Source organism: Paracoccus everestensis (assembly GCF_021491915.1).
Lineage (GTDB): Bacteria > Pseudomonadota > Alphaproteobacteria > Rhodobacterales > Rhodobacteraceae > Paracoccus > Paracoccus everestensis.
In genome coordinates this window covers 725,291-745,755 of the sequence record NZ_CP090836.1, presented here as the reverse complement: position 1 = coordinate 745,755, position 20,465 = coordinate 725,291, and the positions used below count along the sequence as shown (strand labels likewise).

At 66.0% G+C, this 20,465-nt stretch carries 20 protein-coding genes; 10 read left to right on the top strand and 10 right to left on the bottom strand.

Annotation, left to right across the window (positions count from 1 at the left end; translation table 11 throughout):
• Window positions 1-35: 35 nt before the first annotated feature.
• The 10 genes from LZ585_RS03710 to coxB form a co-directional block, all read right to left on the bottom strand.
• Window positions 36-1,433, bottom strand: coding sequence for an FAD-binding oxidoreductase (locus tag LZ585_RS03710; protein ID WP_234855099.1), 1,398 nt, complete (start codon window positions 1,431-1,433; stop codon window positions 36-38).
• Between the two features lie 9 nt (window positions 1,434-1,442).
• Entirely contained in the window at window positions 1,443-2,024 is a 582-nt protein-coding gene (locus LZ585_RS03705) for a GNAT family N-acetyltransferase (RefSeq protein ID WP_234855098.1), read from the bottom strand.
• Complete coding sequence (locus LZ585_RS03700) at window positions 2,024-3,298, bottom strand: M16 family metallopeptidase (RefSeq protein ID WP_256445646.1); 1,275 nt, start codon at window positions 3,296-3,298, stop codon at window positions 2,024-2,026. Before LZ585_RS03700 ends, LZ585_RS03705 begins: the two co-directional genes overlap by 1 nt.
• Window positions 3,295-4,671 carry a threonine synthase gene (gene thrC, locus LZ585_RS03695; protein ID WP_234855097.1) on the bottom strand — a complete coding sequence of 459 codons (1,377 nt, stop codon included), beginning with the start codon at window positions 4,669-4,671 and terminating at the stop codon, window positions 3,295-3,297. The genes LZ585_RS03700 and thrC overlap by 4 nt, the downstream gene beginning before the upstream one ends.
• Before the next feature lie 10 nt (window positions 4,672-4,681).
• Window positions 4,682-5,353, bottom strand: a complete 672-nt coding sequence (locus tag LZ585_RS03690; protein WP_234855096.1) for an SURF1 family protein — start codon at window positions 5,351-5,353, stop codon at window positions 4,682-4,684.
• 71 nt (window positions 5,354-5,424) lie between these two features.
• Window positions 5,425-6,255 (bottom strand): cytochrome c oxidase subunit 3, encoded by an 831-nt coding sequence (locus LZ585_RS03685; RefSeq protein WP_234855095.1) that lies wholly within the window; start codon window positions 6,253-6,255, stop codon window positions 5,425-5,427.
• A gap of 26 nt (window positions 6,256-6,281) precedes the next feature.
• Entirely contained in the window at window positions 6,282-6,854 is a 573-nt protein-coding gene (locus LZ585_RS03680; RefSeq protein ID WP_234855094.1) for a cytochrome c oxidase assembly protein, read from the bottom strand.
• Window positions 6,851-7,045 carry a hypothetical protein gene (locus LZ585_RS03675; RefSeq protein ID WP_234855093.1) on the bottom strand — a complete coding sequence of 65 codons (195 nt, stop codon included), beginning with the start codon at window positions 7,043-7,045 and terminating at the stop codon, window positions 6,851-6,853. Before LZ585_RS03675 ends, LZ585_RS03680 begins: the two co-directional genes overlap by 4 nt.
• Window positions 7,045-7,965 (bottom strand): heme o synthase, encoded by a 921-nt coding sequence (gene cyoE, locus LZ585_RS03670; protein ID WP_234855092.1) that lies wholly within the window; start codon window positions 7,963-7,965, stop codon window positions 7,045-7,047. The genes LZ585_RS03675 and cyoE overlap by 1 nt, the downstream gene beginning before the upstream one ends.
• A gap of 40 nt (window positions 7,966-8,005) precedes the next feature.
• Window positions 8,006-8,908, bottom strand: a complete 903-nt coding sequence (coxB, locus tag LZ585_RS03665) for a cytochrome c oxidase subunit II (protein WP_234855091.1) — start codon at window positions 8,906-8,908, stop codon at window positions 8,006-8,008.
• 193 nt (window positions 8,909-9,101) lie between these two features.
• Between coxB and tldD the strand changes: the two genes are divergently transcribed.
• The 10 genes from tldD (at window position 9,102) to LZ585_RS03615 (ending at window position 20,425) form a co-directional block, all read left to right on the top strand.
• Window positions 9,102-10,523, top strand: a complete 1,422-nt coding sequence (gene tldD / locus LZ585_RS03660; RefSeq protein ID WP_234855090.1) for a metalloprotease TldD — start codon at window positions 9,102-9,104, stop codon at window positions 10,521-10,523.
• 106 nt (window positions 10,524-10,629) lie between these two features.
• On the top strand, window positions 10,630-11,718 hold the full coding sequence (gene dprA / locus LZ585_RS03655) for a DNA-processing protein DprA (protein WP_234855089.1): 1,089 nt from the start codon (window positions 10,630-10,632) through the stop codon (window positions 11,716-11,718).
• Between the two features lie 94 nt (window positions 11,719-11,812).
• Window positions 11,813-14,488 (top strand): type I DNA topoisomerase, encoded by a 2,676-nt coding sequence (gene topA, locus LZ585_RS03650; protein ID WP_234855088.1) that lies wholly within the window; start codon window positions 11,813-11,815, stop codon window positions 14,486-14,488.
• 327 nt (window positions 14,489-14,815) lie between these two features.
• Entirely contained in the window at window positions 14,816-15,520 is a 705-nt protein-coding gene (locus LZ585_RS03645; RefSeq protein WP_234855748.1) for a CoA transferase subunit A, read from the top strand.
• Window positions 15,520-16,146 (top strand): 3-oxoacid CoA-transferase subunit B, encoded by a 627-nt coding sequence (locus LZ585_RS03640; protein ID WP_234855087.1) that lies wholly within the window; start codon window positions 15,520-15,522, stop codon window positions 16,144-16,146. The genes LZ585_RS03645 and LZ585_RS03640 overlap by 1 nt, the downstream gene beginning before the upstream one ends.
• A gap of 98 nt (window positions 16,147-16,244) precedes the next feature.
• On the top strand, window positions 16,245-16,820 hold the full coding sequence (locus LZ585_RS03635) for a hypothetical protein (RefSeq protein WP_234855086.1): 576 nt from the start codon (window positions 16,245-16,247) through the stop codon (window positions 16,818-16,820).
• Window positions 16,820-17,212, top strand: a complete 393-nt coding sequence (gene ybgC / locus LZ585_RS03630; RefSeq protein WP_390625093.1) for a tol-pal system-associated acyl-CoA thioesterase — start codon at window positions 16,820-16,822, stop codon at window positions 17,210-17,212. The genes LZ585_RS03635 and ybgC overlap by 1 nt, the downstream gene beginning before the upstream one ends.
• 145 nt (window positions 17,213-17,357) lie before the next feature.
• Complete coding sequence (tolQ, locus tag LZ585_RS03625) at window positions 17,358-18,050, top strand: protein TolQ (protein ID WP_234855084.1); 693 nt, start codon at window positions 17,358-17,360, stop codon at window positions 18,048-18,050.
• 1 nt (window position 18,051) lies between these two features.
• Window positions 18,052-18,507: an ExbD/TolR family protein gene (locus LZ585_RS03620; RefSeq protein WP_234855083.1), complete on the top strand. Its 456-nt coding sequence runs from the start codon at window positions 18,052-18,054 to the stop codon at window positions 18,505-18,507.
• A gap of 4 nt (window positions 18,508-18,511) precedes the next feature.
• Window positions 18,512-20,425 (top strand): hypothetical protein, encoded by a 1,914-nt coding sequence (locus tag LZ585_RS03615; RefSeq protein ID WP_234855082.1) that lies wholly within the window; start codon window positions 18,512-18,514, stop codon window positions 20,423-20,425.
• The last annotated feature ends 40 nt before the right edge of the window (window positions 20,426-20,465 follow it).

Genomic DNA, 20,465 nt, shown 5'->3' with positions numbered 1-20,465 from the left:
TGTTGACCTTCAGGCGGTGCGTGCAAGCACGCACCCTACGCCAGGATCACACCTGGATTCATGATTCCCGCCGGGTCGAGGGCATCCTTGATCGCGCGCATTGCCGCCAGGCGCGCGGGATCGCCCCATTCCCCCAGTTCCGCCGCCTTTAGCCGCCCGACCCCGTGTTCCGCCGAAAACGACCCGCCGCGCGCGACTACCATCTCGTGGACCGCGCGCGACAGGCCGGTGCGAATGCCGTCATAGGCGTTCCGCGCCTTCCCCGCCGCAGGGAACAGGTTGAAGTGCAGGTTGCCATCGCCCAGGTGGCCAAAGCAGTTGATGCGCAGGTCTGCACGGTCCGCCAGCATGGCCGTGGCATCGTGGATGAAGCGGGCGATTTCCGACAAGGGCAGGCTGATGTCGTGGCTGGCGATGGCGCCGATGTGGCGGTTGGCGTCCGGGATCGTCTCGCGGATGGTCCACAGATCGGCGGCTTGCTGGCCGGATTGCGCGATCACGCCGTCGCTGACAAGGCCCGCCTCGGCGGCGTCGGTGAACAGTCCTTCAAGCGCGTCATCGGCCGAAAGTCCAGCCGGCAGGCCCACCTCGATCAGGACGAGCCAGTCGGGGCGATCCGCGAAGGGCTGGCGCAGGTCCGGGAATGCCGCATCCAGAAAGCGCAGCCCCTGGCCCGCGATCAGTTCAAAGGCCGTCACGCCCCCCGCCATGCGCGCCTGCGCCAGGGACAGCAGGGTCAGCGCGGCTTCGGGCGATTCCACGACCAGCATGGCGACGCCGCTTTCCGCAGGCACGGGGGCCAGGACCAGCGACGCGGCGGTGATGATCCCCAATGTGCCTTCCGCCCCGATCAGCAGGTCGCGGATGTCATAGCCGGTGTTGTCCTTACGCAGCCGCTTGAGGTCGTGCATGACCTGGCCCTGCGGCAGGACCGCCTCGACCCCCAGGCAGAGGGTGCGGGCATTGCCGTAACGCAGCACGTTCACCCCGCCCGCATTGGTCGCCAGCACTCCGCCGATCTGCGCCGATCCTTGCGAAGCAAGGGCCAGCGGGAACTGCCGCCCCACTCCTGAGGCAGCCTCGCGGACCTGTTGCAGGGTGGCGCCCGCCTCGGCCAGGATCACGCCTTCCTCGGGGTAAATGGCCCGGACCCGGTTCATGCGTTCGAGTGATAGAAGCAGGGGCATGGCGCCGTCAGGCATGACCTGCCCGCCCACAAGGCCCGTGCCGCCGCCGCGCGGGACGATGGGCACCCGAGCCTCGGCGCAGGCGCGGATGATGGCCGCGACCTCCTCGACCGTGCGGGGGGCGGCGACCAGCCCCGCCCGGCCCTTGTAGCGTCCGCGCGGTTCTTCCAGATAGGCCGGCGCGATTTCGCGCACCACGCCCTGGGGCAGCAGGCGGGCAAGCGACTCGGTCGCATCATTCAACATGGTGTTCCCTCATCGGGCATCAGTGCGGCCGCGCCGGTCGCCGCGCAGGTTGGCGTAAAGCACATGGTTGCGCCACCGCCCGTCGATCTGGAGAAAGCTTTGGGCGACGCCTTCGTATTTGAAGCCGGATCCTTCCAGAACGCCCCGGGATGCGACATTTTCCGGCAGGCAGGCAGCCTCGATGCGGCTTAGGTCAAGGGCGGTGAAGGCGTGGTGGACCAGGACGCCGATCGCCTCTCTCATGTATCCCTGCCGGGCAAAATCCTGGCCGATCCAATAACCGATGGTGCCCGATTGCGCGGGGCCGCGGCGGATATTGTCCAGCGTGATCGCGCCCAGCAGCACGCCGTCGCGGCGGACCAGGAACAAGGGCAGCGCGGTGCCGCCACGGCTGGCGCGGGCCGCCCAATAAACGCGGTTCACGAAGCTTTTGCGCGTCAGGTGGTCGGGGGACCAGACCGGTTCCCACCGCGTCAGGAAATCGCGGCTGGATTGGCGCAGGGATGTCCAAGCGTGAAAATCGCCATGGGCAGGCAAGCGCAGCACGATCCGTTCGGTTTCCAACCTTACGGGCCGCGCGCGCAGGAACATCAGGCGGCAAGCCTTTCGGCCAGGGCGTCCCGCGCGGGCGCGGCCTTGACCGGGCCGTAAAGCGCAAGCGCAGGCCTGGCCTGCCCGATCAGGGCTTCGGCATGGGCGCGCACCTCGGCCACCGTCACGGCGGCGATGCGGTCGGCGACCTCGGCCGCGTCGGGCACCCGGCCCCAGATGGCCAGCGTCCGCGCCATGCGCTCGGCCTGGGACGACGGGCTTTCCAGCGACATCAGCAGGCTTGCGCGCAATTGCGCCTTGGCGCGGGCCACCTCGGCCTCGGACATATCTTCGGCGGCGCGCTTCACCTCGTCGATGGTCAGGGTGGACAGATCGGCCAGATCCTCGGCCCCCGTCCCGGCATAGATGGTCAGCATCCCCGTATCGTCATGAAACCCCGACTGCGCGAAGATGGTATAGCACAAGCCCCGCTCCTCGCGGATCTTCTGGAACAGGCGGGACGACATTCCCCCGCCAAGCGCCGAGGAAAAGATCTGCGCGGCATAGAAATCGGGCGCCAGATAGCCCGGCCCTTCAAGCGCCAAGGCGAAATGGGCCTGTTCCAGCTTCTTGATCTTGCGGGTTTCCAGCCCCTGCCAGCGCGCAGCCTCTCGCGGTGCCTGGACCACCGGCGACAGATGCCCGAAGGCACGTTCGGCCAGCCGGACGATGCGGTCGTGATCGATGGCACCCGCCGCCGCCACGATCATCTGGCTGGGACCATAATTTTCGGCGACAAAGCCCGCCAGATCGGCGCGGCCGAAGCTGCTGACCCGTTCGGCGGGGCCAAGGATCGTGCGGCCCATCGGCTGGTTGGGATAGGCGGCCTCTTGCAGCCAGTCGAAGATGATGTCGTCGGGCGTGTCCATGGACTGCCCGATTTCCTGGAGGATCACACCGCGCTCGACCTCGATCTCGCGTTCGTCGAAGACCGGATTCAGCACGATGTCGGACATCACGTCAAAGGCCAGGTCGACATCGTCTTCCAGCACCCGGACGTAATAGGCCGTCGCATCGCGCGAGGTATAGGCGTTGATATAGCCGCCCACATCCTCGATGGCCTCGGCGATCTGCAAGGCCGTGCGCGTCGCGGTGCCCTTGAAGGCCATGTGTTCCAGGAAATGCGCGATGCCGTTCTGTTCGGGACGTTCGTTGCGCCCCCCTGCATTGACCCAGATGCCCAAGGCGGTGGAATGCAGCCCCGGCATCAGGCGCGTGGCAACGCGCAATCCGTTGGGCAGGGTGGTGATCTGCGGGGTCGGGTCTTGGTTCACTGGGTTCTCCGGTCAAGGATCAGCGACTTAAGCGCCTGCGCGTCGTTTTCAACCCGCGTGACGCGTTCGGGCAGATCGAAGAGGGTCGCCATATGCGGCGGCAAGGAGGGCCGGACCCCGATGGCGGCTTCCACCGCATCGGGGAACTTGGCCGGATGGGCCGTGGCCAGCGTTACCATGGGCACGCCGGGTTCGATGTGCTGGCGCGCGACGGCCACGCCCACGGCGCTGTGGGGGCACAGGATCTCGCCCGTTTCCGCGCGGATGGTGCGGATCATTGCCAAGGTTTCATCCTCGGACACGCGGCCCGACAGGTATTGCTCGCGCAGGGCTTGCAACGCGCCCTGGCTGATGGTGAAGCCGCCTTGGCGCAGTTCGTCCATCAGTTGCGAAACTGCCGCCGTGTCGCCGCCATAGGCCAGATACAGCGCGCGTTCGAAGTTGGAACTGACCTGGATGTCCATGGACGGGCTGATCGAAGGCTCGACCGTGCCCACCCGGTATTCGCCCGTGGTCAGCGCGCGGTGCAGGATGTCGTTCTGGTTCGTGGCCACGATCAGCCGGCGGATCGGCAGGCCCATGGCCCGGGCAATGGATCCCGCGAAGATGTCGCCGAAATTGCCAGTGGGCACGGTGAAATCGGTATCGCGCATTCCCAGGCTAGCGCAGGCCGTGAAGTAATAGACGATCTGGGCCACCACGCGCGCCCAGTTGATGCTGTTGACGCCCGCAAGCCCCACGTGGTCGCGGAAGGCGTGGTCGTTGAACAGATCCTTTAGCCGCGCCTGGCAGTCGTCGAAATGACCAGTCACGGCAAGCGCGTGGATGTTGGCGGCATCGGGCGTGGTCATCTGGCGGCGCTGCACCTCGCTGACGCGGCCATGGGGGAACATGATGAACACGTCCACGTTGTCGATGCCCTTGAAGGCCTCGATGGCCGCAGATCCCGTGTCGCCCGATGTCGCGCCGACGATGGTGATGCGCTGTCCCGACCGCTTCAACGCAATCTCGAACAGTTGCGCGATCAGCTGCATCGCGAAGTCCTTGAAGGCCAGCGTTGGCCCGTGGAACAGTTCCAGCAGGTGATGGCCAGGGGCAAGCTGGCGCAGCGGCGCCTTGGCCGTGTGTTCGATGCGCGCATAGGCGCGGTCGATGGCGCCGCGCAATTCGGCGTCCGTGAAACTGTCGCCGGTAAAGGGACGGATCACGCGGAAAGCGACTTCGTCGTAAGGCAGGCCGTCCAGTTCGTTCAGGCCGCCAGAGGCTGGAATCGTCTCGGGCAGGTACAATCCGCCGTCGCGGGCAAGACCGGACAGCATCGCCCCTTCGAAGTTCAGAACCGGGGCCTGACCCCGCGTCGAGACGTAGCGCATCCGTATTCCCTCAGTATTTCCGCTGCCTGATACGCCAGATCAGGCCGAGTGTCATCCCTGCCCAGGTTGCCGCGATCAGGAACCATTGGACGGCATAGGACAGATGGTTGTTGGGGATCCCTTCGACGGCGACGGGGATGGGTTCGATCCCCTGCGCGTCGCCCTCGACAAAGCTTGCGACGACCAGGACGGGTTCGGTTTCCAGCACCTCGGCCATGGCGGGCACGTCGCGGGCAAACCAGATGTTCTCGTCCAGGTTCGGTTCGGGCGTGGCGCTGCCCTTTTCGTCGGGCCAGTGCAGGTTGCCGCGAACAGCCAGCCGCACGGCGCCGCGTTCGACATGGCGCAATTCCTGCGGTACGAAGCCCCGGTCCAGCATGATCGCACGGCCATCAACGGTGATGAAGCGCGACACGACCTGATAGCCGCCGCCCTGTTCCTTGGTATGGGACAGCACGTCGATTTCCGCCCCCGTCGTGGTGCCGGTGACGGTGACGGGCAAGTATTTCATCGACGGGTCGATTGCGGCGGGCAAGGGCACGGGGTCGGCCTGGATGCCCGCCTCGACCTGGTCCAGCAGGCCTTCCTTCCACTCCATCCGGCGCAATTGCCACAGGCCAAGCTGGATCAGGATCGCGCAGCCGACGATGCCAAGGATCAGGGGAAACAGGATGCGGCGCATGAGGATAAAGCCAGGGCAAAGAAAAACGCGCGGGGCCATCCCCGCGCGTCGCGTTTCCAAAAAGACGGGGATCAGCTGCCCCAGATATAGACCACGGCAAACAGAAACAGCCAGACCACATCGACGAAGTGCCAGTACCAGGCCGCCGCCTCGAAGCCGACGTGCTTTTCCTGGCTCATCTGGCCGTTCATCATGCGCAGCAGGCAGACCGCCAGGAAGATCGTCCCGATGATGACGTGAAAGCCGTGGAACCCCGTCGCCAGATAAAAGGCGCTGGCATAGGACGTATCGGCCAGCCCAAAGGCCGCGTGGCTGTATTCATAAGCTTGCAGGATCGAAAAGACGACGCCCAGGATCACCGCAACAATCAGACCGTTGATGGTCGTCTTGCGGTCGTTGTCATGGACAAGCGCATGGTGCGCCCAGGTCACGGCCACACCCGACAGCAGCAGGATCAGCGTGTTGATGAAGGGCAGGTGCCAAGGATCAAAGGTGACGATACCCTCGGGCGGCCAGACGCCGTCCTTGATCGGGCTTTCCGGCCCCATGGGATACATCGCATTCTTGATGAAGTTCCAGAACCAGGCGACGAAGAACATCGCCTCAGAAATGATGAACAGGATGAAGCCGTATTGCAGGCCGATACGGACAACCGGGGTGTGATCGCCCGATTGGCTTTCGCGAACCACATCCGCCCACCAGCTGTACATGACATACAGCACCCCCGCCAATCCGATCAGGGCCAGCCAGGGACCGTTGACCGGAATGCCCAGCAGGTGCACTTCGCCCGCGTGCATCCAGCCAACCGCGCCGTACAGCATCAGGAAGGCCGAGATGGCGGCGACGAAGGGCCAGATCGACGGCGGAAGGATATGGTAATCGTGGTTCTTTGCGTGCGCCATGAGCGGTCCCCGTCGGCTTCTTGTATTCAGTTGACGTTATCGGCCGGTGCAGCGTCAAGCGCCGCCTGCACAGGCTCGGTCCGGTGGAAGGTATAGGACAGGGTGATGTCCCTGACCCAGCTTGCGTCGCGGTCGTTGACCAGTTCGGGATCGACATAAAAGCTGACCGGCATCTCGATCCGTTCGCCCGGCTGCAAGGTTTGCTCGGTAAAGCAGAAACACTCGATCTTGCTGAAGTAATAGCCCGACACTTCCGGCGCGACGTTATAGCTGGCGGTGCCGGTGACGGGCACGTCCGAATTATTGACCGCCTCATAGAAGGCGAGGCCGTTTTCACCGATCTTCAGTTCCATGCTGGTCTGCATGGGACGGAAGGTCCACCCCAGATTCTTGTCCACATTCGCGTCAAAGCGGATGCGGACGGTTTCATCCAAGGCCTGGTCCGGCGCGGCCTGAGCGACCTGGGTGGTGCCGCCAAAGCCGGTGACGCGGCAGAACCAGTCATAGAACGGCACCGCCGCCCAGGCGAGCGCGCCCATCGTCATGACGACGCCCAGCAGCCCGACAACGGTCTTCTTTTCGGGGGACATCCGGCTCATTTCACCGGCTCCTCAAGCGGCAGTTCGGATACGCGCGGCTGGTGGTCATAGGCCTCCATCAGGTCGCCCTGCTGGACCTTGACCACAGTCAGGCCAAAGACAAGGGCAACAAAGGCGACCAGGACCAGCCCCAGCCCGACATTGCGGGACCGGCGCCGCCTGTGAATTTCGTGTTCGGTGTTCAGCGCCATTACCAGCCCCCCATTGCGTTCTGGACCAGCAACGCCACGAAATGCAGGAACAGGTAATAAAGCGACAGCTTGAAGACGCGCTTTTCGACGGCATATCCATCCGCCACGGCTGCGGCTTCCTCGCGGCGCAGGATCAGCCAGCCGCCCCGGATGAACAATGCGTTCAGCACGACTGATGCGGCCAGATAGACCGGCCCGCCGATCGAGGTCAGACCCAGCCAGACCGCGAAGGGCGCCAGCACCAGCGTATAGGCAAAGATGTGGCGCCGCGTGGCCGGGCGGCCATGCGTGACCGTCAGCATCGGCACCTTGGCCTCGTGATAGTCGGACTTCATGAACAGCGCGAGCGCCCAGAAATGCGGCGGCGTCCAGAAGAAGATCAGCGCGAACATCAGCAGGGATTCGATGCTGATCCCGCCGGTGGCGCAGGCCCAGCCGATCATCGGGGGAAAAGCCCCCGCCGCACCGCCGATGACGATGTTCTGCGGCGTCCAGCGTTTCAGCCAGATCGTATAAACCACGGCATAGAAGAAGATCGTGAAGGCCAGGAAGGCTGCCGCGAACCAGTTCGCCGCCAGCCCCAGCATCATCACCGCAAAGCCCGACAGGATGAGGCCCAGCGACAGCGCCGCCCCGCCCTCGATCCGGCCCGCCGGGATGGGGCGGCCCTGGGTGCGGCGCATCACTGCGTCGATATCGGCATCATACCACATATTCAGCGCGCCGGACGCACCGCCGCCAAGCGCGATGAACAGGACCGAGCAGAAAGCAATAAAGGGATGCACATCGACCGGCGCGACCCACAAGCCCACAAAGGCCGTAAAGACGACCAGCGACATCACCCGCGGCTTGAGCAGCGCGACGAAATCGCGGAACTCGGCCTCGGGGGTAGTGCCTTCATATGCGTTGATGTCGGTCATCGCTTCTTCAGTCTGGCTGTGTTGCTGGTCCGGCCGACGTTCAGTCGGCCTTGGCCAGCGTCACGGACGTTGCAGGATCGGCTGCGGCGGTTTCCGCAACCCCTTCCAGGGTGCCGCCCTGTTCGGCGACCCAGGCGGCATAGACTTCGGGGCTTACCGCCTTCACGACGATCGGCATATAGGCGTGGTTGATGCCGCACAATTCGCTGCACTGGCCGAAGTAAACGCCTTCCTGTTCGACGTTGAACCAGGCCTGCGCGATCCGGCCCGGAACTGCGTCCTGCTTTACGGCAAAGGCCGGGATCGTCCAGCTGTGGATCACGTCGTTCGCGGTCACCTGCAACAGCACGGTCTGCCCCACGGGAACAACCACGGCGGTATCGGTGGCCAGCAGGTATTCATCCTCGGCATAGCCGTATTCGGGCAATTCTTCCTTGGTCAGCATGATCGAATCGAAGCTGATGCCGTTTTCGGGATATTCGTAGGACCAGTACCACTGGTTCCCGATCGCCTTGATCACCACGTCGGGATCGGCCGGCATTTCCTGGCTGCGAAACAGCACCGGCAGCGAAAAGGCGCCAATGGCCACCAGGATCAGCACCGGCACCAGCGTCCAGGCAACCTCCAGCGGGGTATTGTGGGTGAACTTGGCCGGGACCGGGTTCGCGCGGCGGTTGAACCGCAGGATCGCGAACAACAGCAGCCCGCATACCACGACCGTGACCACGGTGATGATGATCAGCACGAAATGGTCCAGCCATTGCTGGTCCCGCGCAAGCTCGGTCGCGGCGGGCTGGAAATTCACGCCGCGCGCCTCGGGCTTGCCGATCACCGGCAGTTCGCCCAGAACGTCCTGCGCCAAGGCCGAACCGGCTGTCATTCCTGCCAACGCAAGCCCGGACGCTGCCGCGACTGCACGGCGAATCATCGCTTTTGCCATCATCCCATCCCGTTATCTTGGCGCGGCCGCGCGACCGCAGGGGCGCCCCAAGACCGCCCCTTTTCCTTTAACACTGACCGTTCTATGACCATATCTCGTCCCTACGGGCAAGTGATACATAAGCTTGCCTTCGCAAAATCCCAAGGTTCGGGCGGTCCCGGCCCTTGCGCCGCTGACAGAAAGACGACGTCCCGCCATGACCCGAACCCCCTTTGATCCCTTCGCCACCCACCTGGACCGCGACCGTGCCCTGGCGATCCTGCGCGATGCCACCGCAGGGGCCGAGGACGGGGAACTGTTCCTGGAACATTCCGTGTCTGAATCGCTGGTCTTCGACGACGGGCGGCTGCGCAATTCAGGCTATACCGCCGAACAGGGCTTCGGCCTGCGCGCTGTCCGGGGCGAGGTGACGGGCTATGCCCATTCGACCGAGATTTCGGAACCCGCGCTGCGCCGCGCGGCCGAAACCGCGCGCTTGGCCGTGGGACAGGGCGGCGGCATCCTGGCCCCCGCCGCGCCCATGCAGGTCCAGCCTCTGTACATGGCCGCCGACCCCGCCGAGGGGATCCCCTTCGCCACCCGGATCGCCTTGCTGCGCGAGATCGACGATTACGCCCGGTCCCGCGATCCGCGCGTGGTCCAGGTGACGGTTGCCCTGGGGTCGTCCTTGCAGCAGGTGGCGATCCTGCGGCCCGAAGGCGGGCTTGTCACCGATATCCGTCCGATGGCGCGGCTGAACGTCAGCGTGATCGTGGAAAACAACGACCGCCGCGAATCCGGCGGTCATGGCGGCGGTGGGCGCGTGTCCCTGGCCGGGCTGATGGATCCGGCCCACTGGCAACCCGCCGTGGACGAGGCGCTGCGCATCGCCCTGGTCAACCTGCGCTCTGTCCCTGCGCCTGCGGGCGTGATGGACGTGGTTCTTGGCCCCGGCTGGCCCGGCATCCTGCTGCACGAGGCCGTGGGCCATGGGCTGGAAGGCGATTTCAACCGCAAGAAGGCCTCGGCCTTTGCCGGGCTGATGGGACAACGTGTCGCAGCACCGGGTGTGATGGTCATCGACGACGGCACCATCCCCGACCGGCGCGGTTCCATCAGCGTGGACGACGAAGGAATGCCTCCCGCCCGCAACGTGTTGATCGAGGACGGGATCCTCGTGGGCTATTTGCAGGACCGCCAGAACGCGCGGCTGATGGGGGTCGAACCCACGGGCAACGGGCGGCGTCAAAGCTTTGCCCATGCGCCGATGCCGCGCATGACCAACACCTTCATGCCCGGCGGCGACGCTGATCCGGCGGCGATCCTGGCCGATCTGCGCGACGGCATCTATGCGGTGGGCTTTGGCGGGGGCCAGGTGGACATCACCAACGGCAAGTTCGTGTTCAGTTGCACCGAGGCTTACAGCGTCAAGAACGGCGTTGTCGGCGATTCCATCCGGGGCGCCACGCTGATCGGCGACGGGGCGACCGCGCTGCAGCAAATCCGCGCCATCGGCAATGACATGGCCCTGGATCCCGGGATCGGGAACTGCGGCAAGCAGGGCCAGTGGGTGCCGGTGGGCGTGGGCCAGCCGACGCTGCTGATCGGCGGACTGACAGTCGGCGGCTCGGCTGCGTAAAAGGCCGCTAACCAGTTGTTAACGCCTTCGGGGTTATGCTGATTCCCGGACAAGGGCCGGAGGCAGCATGGATACCGGGCATCTTCCTTTTGACAGGCGCAGCCAGATGGCGGACGACGACCTGACGGTCCTGCGCCTGATCCGGTCCCGGCGCGTGGGACCGGCAACCTATCACCGGCTGGTGGCTGAACATGGCAGCGCACGGGCGGCACTGGTTGCCCTGCCCGACATCGCGGCGGCAGCGGGCATCGCCAGTTACGAAGCCTGCCCCGAAGGCGTGGCCGCGGCCGAGCTAGCAGCAGGCCGCAAGGCAGGTGCCCGCCTGATCCGTTGCGATTCGCCCCTCTATCCCACTGCATTGCTGGACATCGACGGCGCTCCGCCAATCCTGTGGCTGCGCGGCGATCCGGCATGGCTGTCGCGCAACCCCGTGGCCGTGATCGGCGCGCGCAACGCCTCGTCCCTGGGGCTGCGCATGGCGCGCGGCATGGCGGCGGGCCTAGGAGAGGCCGGGCATACCATCGTTGCGGGCCTAGCGCGCGGCATCGACACCGCCGCCCACAACGCCGCCTTACCCACGGGAACCATCGCCGTGATGGCGGGGGGCGTGGACGTGATCTATCCCGCCGAGAACGTCGTTCTGGCCGCGCAGATTGCGGAAAGGGGTGCGCTTGTATCCGAACAGCCGCCGGGTACCGAACCCCAGGCCCGCCATTTCCCCACCCGCAACCGCATCGTGTCCGGTCTGTCGCAGGCGGTTGTCGTGATCGAGGCCGCGCATCGGTCGGGCACCTTGATCACAGCGAAAAACGCGCTGGATCAGGGGCGCGAGGTGATGGCCGTTCCCGGTCACCCGATGGACGCCCGCGCCGGCGGCTGCAACCAGTTGATCCGCGACGGCGCGGTTCTGGTGCGCAATTCAGCCGATGTCTGCACCGCCCTCGGCCGCGAGGCGGAACCCATGGGCATGGCGGATGCGACCCCTGCCCCCAGCCCCGCGACACCACCCGAACCCGCCGAGCCCGGAGAGATCGAGGCGCGGATCATCTCTCGTCTCAGCCCATCGCCTTCGGATGAAAACGACGTGATCCGCGACCTGGGCCTGCCCGCCGCTGCGGCCAATGCGGCGATCCTGTCGCTGGAACTGCAGGGCCGGCTGCTGCGCGTGCCGGGCGGACGGCTGGCGCTTGGCTGATGATCGGCACACGCGGCGGATGAAGGCGCCCGGTTGACACTGGCAGGGACCGCACCCATGTTGCCGCCCCATCGCAAGGTCCCCTGAGGTAACAATGCCCGTCGTCGTCGTGGAATCCCCGGCCAAGGCCAAGACCATCGAAAAATACCTCGGCGGCGACTATCGCGTCCTGGCCTCGTTTGGTCATGTCCGCGACCTGCCGCCCAAGGACGGCAGCGTCGACCCCAACGACGATTTCGCCATGAAATGGGAGGTCGCGGCCGACAGCCGCAAGCACCTCAAGGCCATCAAGGACGCGCTGAAGGATGACCAAAACCTGATCCTGGCCACCGACCCCGACCGAGAGGGCGAGGCAATTTCATGGCATCTTCTGGAAGCCCTGCAGCCCGCGCTGAAAAAAGGCAGCGGGGTCAGCCGCGTCACCTTTAACGCCATCACCAAATCTGCCGTGACCGAGGCGATGGCGAATCCGCGCCAGATCGACCAGCCGTTGGTCGATGCCTATCTGGCCCGGCGCGCGCTGGATTACTTGGTGGGCTTCAACCTGTCCCCGGTCCTGTGGCGCAAGCTGCCGGGCGCGAAATCGGCGGGCCGGGTGCAGTCGGTCTGCCTGCGCCTGATCGTTGACCGCGAGATGGAGATCGAGGCCTTCAAAGCCCGCGAATACTGGTCGGTCCATGCGCGCCTCGCGACGCCGGGCGGTGCGGAATACGATGCGACGCTGGTATCGCTGGCGGGTGCGAAGCTGGACCGCTTCGACCTGCCTACGGCGGAAAAGGCCGCAATGGCGGTCAGCGCCGTGGCCAGCCGCGACCTGCGCGTGACGGGCGTTGCCGCCAAGCCCGCGACGCGGAACCCCTGGCCGCCCTTCATGACCTCGACCCTGCAGCAGGAAGCCAGCCGCAAGCTGGGCATGGGCGCCAAGGCCTGTATGTCGGCGGCCCAGCGGCTGTATGAGGCAGGGCTGATCACCTATATGCGCACCGACGGCATCGACATGGCGCCCGAGGCGGTCCATGCCGCGCGCGACGCGATCCGCGCCAAGTTTGGCGACAAATATGTCCCCTCCAGCCCGCGGATGTACAAGAACAAGGCCAAGAACGCGCAGGAAGCGCATGAATGCATCCGGCCCACCGACATGATGCTGTCGCCCGACCGGCTGAAGGTTTCGGCGGACGACCAGCGCAAGCTTTATGACCTGATCTGGAAGCGCACTATCGCCAGCCAGATGGAAGCCGCACGCATGGAGCGCACCACGGTGGACATCGCCAGCCCCGACAACCAGGTCGGCCTGCGCGCGACCGGCCAGGTGATCCTGTTCGACGGCTTCCTGCGCGTTTATGACCAGGGCCGCGACGACGATGACGGCGAGGACAGCGCCCGCCTGCCCGCGATCCAGCAGGGCGAGACGGCCCTGCTGGTCGGCAAGGCCTTCGAGGCCGATTTCGCCAAGGCCCGCGAAAAGGACGATCCGGTTCCCGTCGCCCCTGCCGGACAGCGATCCGCGCCGGGGTTGCTGCTGAACGACAGCGCCGCCGTGGCCGCCCGACAGCACTTCACCCAGCCGCCCCCCCGCTATACCGAGGCGACGCTGGTCAAGCGCATGGAGGAGCTGGGCATCGGGCGCCCGTCCACCTATGCCAGCATCGTCACCACGATCCAGGACCGTGAATATGTCCGCAAGGACAAGAACCGCCTGATCCCCGAGGACAAGGGCCGCTTGGTCACGGTTTTCCTGACCAAGTATTTCCCGCGCTATGTCAGCCATGATTTCACCGCAAATCTGGAAAACGAACTGGACGAGATCAGCGCGGGCGACCTGTTGTGGCGCGAGGTGCTGGGGCGGTTCTGGAAAGATTTTTCAAAGGCGCTTGAAGGCACGTCGGAACTGCGCATCACCGAGGTTCTGGACGCCATCGACGACGCGCTCGCCCCGCACCTCTACCCTCCGCGTGCGGATGGCGGCGATCCGCGAGAATGCCCGCTCTGCGGCAAGGGACGGCTGAACCTTAAGACCGCGCGGTCGGGCGGCGCCTTTATCGGCTGCACCAATTATCCCGAATGCCGATATACCCGACCCATTTCCGCCCCCGACGGAGAGGAGGCCGTGGGCGACCGCATCCTGGGCGAGGATGACGGTGTCCTGATCAGCCTCAAGACCGGGCGCTTTGGTCCCTATGTCCAGCGGGGCGAGGCGACCGAGGATAACCCCAAGCCCGCCCGCTCCTCGATCCCCAAGGGCTGGAACCCGGCAACGCTGGATCTGGACCGCGCGGTGCAGCTTTTGTCGCTGCCTCGCCCGATTGGCCCCCATCCCGAGGACGGCGAGTTGATCGAGGCCGGGATCGGCCGCTTTGGCCCCTATGTAAAGCACGGGTCGAAATACGCGAACCTTCCCGATGTGGACGAGGTCTTCACCATTGGCATGAACCGCGCGGTCGAGGTTCTGGCCGCCAAGCAGACGCGTGGCCGCGCCGCTGCCGCGGCACCCTTGCGCGAGTTGGGCGATCATCCGGGCGGCGGCGCGATCCAGGTGATGAACGGGCGCTATGGTCCTTATGTGAAATGGGAAAAGGTGAACGCCACCCTGCCCCGCGATGTGTCGCCCGAGGATCTGACGGTTGAACAGGCGCTTGAACTGATCGCGGCCAAGGCCGGCAAGTCGCCCGCCAAGAAGAAGGCCGCGCCCAAGGCCAAGGCCGCCGCAAAGAAACCTGCGGCAAAGAAGGCCCCGGCCAAGAAGGCGACGAAAAAGGCGGCCGGAGGCTAGACCTCGGCTGCTTTGGCCAAAAACGGCTGGCAGCCTCGCCCCGGCCATGAAGGCTGCCGGGCAGGAACATTGCTGCCAGTGCAGCCGCCTGCAATTGCAGGCCTGTGGCGTGCAGAACGCCTTCCGTATGCGACAAGGGAAAGGCAGTCCCGACGATATGGCATCTGACGCAGCTACCGGGTCCACCTGTGGTCGGTCGTTTGCCAGGATGAAACCTCGACGATCAGCGGGGTAAAGGCGCAAGGCCGGTCATGCTGCACCGCCGCATTGACTTGGCCCGATACGCAAGCGACAAATCTGCAGCACGGTCATTTTGGGGGAGGGATGATGAAAAAGGTCTATGCCACGGCAAGCGACGCATTGGAGGGGCTGCTGCATGACGGGATGTTCATCGCCGCCGGAGGCTTTGGCCTTTGCGGGATCCCCGAACTGCTGATCGCGGCTATCCGCGATGCGGGCACCAAGGATCTGACGGTCGCATCCAACAACTGCGGCGTCGATGACTTTGGCCTGGGGGTGCTGCTGCAAACCCGGCAGATCAGGAAGATGATCAGCAGCTATGTCGGGGAAAACGCCGAATTCATGCGCCAGTACCTGTCGGGCGAACTGGAACTGGAGTTTAATCCCCAAGGCACGCTGGCCGAACGGATGCGCGCCGGCGGCTGCGGCATTCCGGGCTTTTACACCAAGACCGGCGTCGGCACCGTTATTGCCGAGGGCAAGGAGGTCAAGACCTTCGACGGCCAGGATTACATCCTGGAACGCGGCATCGTGGCGGATCTGTCCATCGTAAAGGCCTGGAAAGCCGACGACACCGGCAACCTGGTGTTCCGCAAGACCGCGCGCAACTTCAACCCGCCCGCCGCGATGTGCGGCCGCGTCTGCGTGGCCGAGGTCGAGGAGATCGTCCCGCGGGGATCGCTGGACCCCGACATGATCCACCTGCCCGGCATCTATGTCCACCGGATCGTGCAGGGCCAGCATGAGAAGCGCATCGAGCAGCGCACCACCCGCAAGAAGGAGACCGCGTGATGGCTTGGGACCGCAACCAGATGGCCGCGCGTGCGGCGCAGGAACTGGAAGACGGCTGGTACGTGAACCTCGGCATCGGCATTCCGACGCTGGTCGCCAACTATGTGGGCGACAAGGACATCACGTTGCAATCCGAAAACGGGATGCTGGGGATGGGACCCTTCCCATTCGAGGGCGACGAAGATCCCGACCTGATCAATGCGGGCAAGCAGACCATCACGGAACTGAACCGCACCGCCTATTTCGACAGCGCGACCAGCTTTGGCATGATCCGGGGCGGCAAGATCGCGGCTGCGATCTTGGGCGCCATGGAAGTGGCCGAGAATGGCGATCTGGCGAACTGGATGATCCCTGGCAAGCTGGTCAAGGGCATGGGCGGCGCCATGGATCTGGTCGCGGGCGTGGGCCGGGTGATCGTGGTCATGGACCACACCAACAAGGCTGGCGAGTCGAAGGTGCTGCGCGAATGCACCCTGCCCCTGACCGGCAAGGGCGTGGTGGACCGCATCATCACCAACCTGGGCGTGCTGGACGTGGTGCCCGGTGGACTGAAGATCGTCGAATGCGCGGAAGGCGTGACCGAGGACGAACTGCGCAAAGCTACCGAAGCAACGATCGTCGACTGAACCGCCGCCCTTTGGGAAATGTCGCCGGGGGCCTTGCCCCCGTCGCCGTTCCGGCGACTCCCCCAGGATATTTGCATGAAGAAGATGAAGGGCGAGGCATGACCAGTGATGAAATCGCCGCGCTGTTCACGCGTCCTGACGGAACATTCCTTTGCGCCCGATGGGGACGGCCGGTGGCGCCGGTGATCTTTGGCCTGGCCGATGAAAGCCTGAACATCTTTCGCGGCGCGATCCGGGCGGGCTTTGCCCATGCGCGGCATCCGTTGACGGATGCGGATCCTGACATGGGCGCGAACCTGATGCTGTTCTTTGTCCGCGATTGGCCGGATCTGGCGGACATTCCCGACCTGGGCCGGCTGACCGACGCGCCGGACCTGCCCGACCGCCTGACCCGTGCCGATGCCGATCAATACCGAATGTTCCGCTTTGACGCCAACGGCGGCATCCGCGCCTGCCTGGGGTTCCTGCGCATGGGCGGCCGGCTGGCCGACAGCCATCCGGGGCAGTTGGCCGAAGCGCTGTTCATGCGCTGCGCGCTGACATTCGCGCGCGACATCGCGCCTTCGCCCGCCATGGCGGCGCTGATCCGGGGGGCTTATGATCCGGTCCTGCCGGTTGCGGCAGTGGACCGGGTCCATGCTTTGCGGCTGGCGGCAAGGATGGGGGACGTTTGATGCACGCACTGTCCGTCCGCGTTTATTACGAGGATACCGACCTTGCCGGGATCGTCTATTATGCGAATTACCTGAAATTCATCGAGCGCGGACGGTCGGAATGGCTGCGCGACAGGGGCATCGACCAGGTTGCGCTGAAGGTTGCCAGCGGCCATGTCTTTGCCGTTCGCCGGGTCGAGGCGGACTATCTGCGCCCTGCCCGTTTCGACGACCTTCTGACGGTGGAAACGGTGCTTTCGCATATGACCGCCGCGCGGATCGTCGTGGAACAGGCCGTCCGGCGCGGGGATGATCTGCTGTTCACGGCGCGGGTGACGCTGGCCTGCCTGGACGCCGGGGGCCGCCCCGCGCGGCTGCCAAGAACCTTGGCGGCTGCCTTGGCGGCCGGGTGAGGCGTATGGGCCGCACTGTCTGAAAGTGACGGCATTGTGTTGCGGCAAGGGGCTGCAACCTTTGCTAGGAAGGCGCTAGAAGGCCTGCAAACCGACCGGGAAGCCGGTCAGGTCCGCAATGGATCACGACGAAAAGGCAGTGAAGATGGAACCGATCCAGGCCGCGCAGGCCCTTGATTTCTCGTTGATGGCGCTGTTTGCGCGCGCCTCGCTGACGGTGCAGGTGGTGATGGTGCTGCTGATCGTCGCGTCGGTCTGGGCCTGGGCAATCATCATCCAGAAATTCCTTGCCTTTGCGCAGGCCCGAAAGGAAGCCGCCCGCTTCGATCGCAGCTTTTGGTCGGGCGAACCCTTGGACGACCTGTATGACCGCCTTGGCGACCGGCCCTCGGGCGCGTCGGAACGCATCTTCGCCGCGGGCATGACCGAATGGCGGCGCAGCCACCGCGACGATGGCGCGCTGATCCCCGGCGGCACGGCCCGCATCGACCGCGCCATGAACGTGGCCATCCAGCGCGAGGAATCGCGTCTGTTTCGGGGCCTGTCCTTCCTCGCGACCGTTGGATCCACCGCGCCCTTCATCGGGCTGTTCGGCACCGTCTGGGGCATCAAGACGGCGTTCGAGGGCATCGCTATGTCCCAAGACACCAGTCTGGCCGTCGTGGCCCCCGGCATTGCCGAGGCGCTGCTGGCAACCGCCCTGGGCCTGCTGGCCGCGATCCCGGCGGTCGTTTTCTACAACAAGCTTTCGGGCGACGCGGAACGCGTGACCGGGAACTGGGAAGCCTTCGCCGACGAATTCTCGACCCTGCTCTCGCGCCAGATGGACGAGGCCTAGGATGTCGGGCGCCGTCGTCAAGCGGGTCAGCCGCAAGGGCCGGGGACGCAGGCGCAATGCGCCGATGTCGGAAATCAACGTCACGCCCTTTGTGGACGTGATGCTGGTGCTGCTGGTGATCTTCATGGTGGCCGCGCCCCTGATGACGGCGGGCGTGCCGCTGAACCTGCCGCAGACCGCCGCCACCGCCGTGCCCACGGAGCCCGAGGAGCCACTGGTCATCTCGATCCCCGCCGATGGCGACGTGATGCTGATGGATGCGCCGGTGGCGCAGGACCAGATCGTCACCCGGCTGCGCGAAATCCTGGCCGGGCGCGAAAGCCAGCGGGTGTTCCTGCGCGCGGATGGCGCGATCCCCTATGCCCGCGTGGTGCAGGTGATGGGCGCGCTGAACGCGGCGGGGCTGTCCGATATCGTGCTGGTGACGGATACCGGCGGGCCAAGGATGGACGGATAGGGCGATGGAGGACCGCGAGGGCCGCATCGGGTGGTGGGTTTCGGGATCGGCGCATGGCGCCTTGATCCTGTGGGCGATCCTGGGCGGGGTGTTCTTGCGCCCCCAACCCTCGACCCCGCTGCGCACGACCGAGGTGGCCACCATGAGCGGCGCCGAGTTCGAGGCGCTTGCCGCCGCGTCACGGGGTGCAGGCCCGGTCGGACGCGATGCGACGGCTGTGGCCGCGCTGCCCGCGCCCGTGGCTGACGGGGACGCCGCACAGGCGCCCGCCGCCGCCAGCCCCCCCGATGCCGAGGCTGCCGCGCAGGATCTGGCCCTGCCCGATCGGTCGGAAGACCAGCCCGACCTGTCCGATTTCGCCCGCCGTGATCCCGTGGCCGTGGCCACCGATCTTGGCGCGCTTGCCGGCAGCCAGGCGTCGGACGATGCCGCGCCTGACACGCCGGCTGCACCGGATGTGCCGGTGACGAATACGCAACCGGCCCGCCCCGATGCGCCAGCGGCCGATCAGGCCGCCCAACCGGTTGCGCCGCGATCCGAACTGGCCTTGGACCGGTCGGCCCTGCCCCGCGTGCGGCCCGAAGGATTGATCGAACAGCGCAACGCCCGTCTGGCCCGGCAAGAGGCTGAACGCCAGGCCGCCGCCGAGGCTGCCCGTGCCGCCGAGGCTGCGGCCGAAGCCGCGGCCGAGGCCGCTGGACGCCGCCTGACCGCAGAACGCGAGGCCGCCCAGGAAGCGCGGCGGGCCGAACAGGCCGCAGCCGAGGAGGCCGAGCGGCAGGCCGAGGCGGAAAGGCAAGCCGATGCCGAGCAGGCCGAGGCTCGGCGCCGCGCGGCGGCCGAACGTCGTGAAGCTGCGGAACAGGCTGAACGCGACGCGCAGGAACAGCGCGCGGCGGAGGCCCGCGCCGAGGAAGAACGCCGCGCGGCCAATGCCGAACGCGAGGCCGAGGAACGCCGTGAGGCTGCGGCCCGCGAGGCAGAGCAAGCCGAACGGCGTGCGGCAGAGGAACGGGAAGCCGAGCGTCTGGCCGAGGAGGCGCGGCAGGCCGAGGCCGAACGCCAGGCAGAAGCCGAGCGACGGGCTGACGCTGATCGGAGGGCCGAGGCCGAGCGCCAGGCCGAGGCGGAACGGGCCGCCGAGGAAGAACGTCGGGCCGAAGCGGAGCGCGAGGCCGAGGAAGAACGTCGGGCCGCTGCCGAGGCCGCAGAACGGGAAGCAGAACGGGAAGCAGAGCAGCGCCGGCTTGCAGCCGAGCGCGAGGCCGGGGAACAGGCCGCTGCCGAGGCCGCGCGCCAGCAGGACCTGGAAGATGCGCTGCGCGAGGCACAGGATGGCACGGCCGGGGCGGACGGGACCGACACCGCCTCGACCGGGGATGCCGTGGGTGGCAATAGCCAGATGATCGACGGCGGCTCCGGCGCCTCGGCCACGCAGGATCCCCTGGCCGCGGCCCTGGCGGGGGCGATGGCGGGTGCAGGCGACAGCGCTGATGCCACGCAGGGCAATCTTGCCGAACCGATGCAGCTTGCCCCGTCCACCATTCGCCCGACGCCGCTGGACGGCATCGATATGTCCGGCCTGTCCCAGGCCCAGCCCTTGTCGCTGGCCGAACGGGACGCCTTTCGCACCGCGCTGCGCCAATGCTGGAACGAGGGCGCGCTGTCGGTCGAAGCCTCGGGGATGTCCGTCTCGGTCGCCTTCAGCATGACCGCCGATGGCCGCCCCATCGAGGCCAGCCTGCGGGTCGCGGGTCACCACGGCGGATCCGAGGCCGGGGCGGACCATGCCTTTCAAGTGGCCCGGCGCGCGATTATGATGTGCGGGGGCGCGGGCTTTCCGCTGCCCTTGGACAAATACAGCCGGTGGCGCGATGTCGTGGTCGAGTTTCGCCCCGACGGAATCGGATTTGACTGAGGCCGGATTCCCGGCCCCGTCGCAAGGATGATGAGGATAT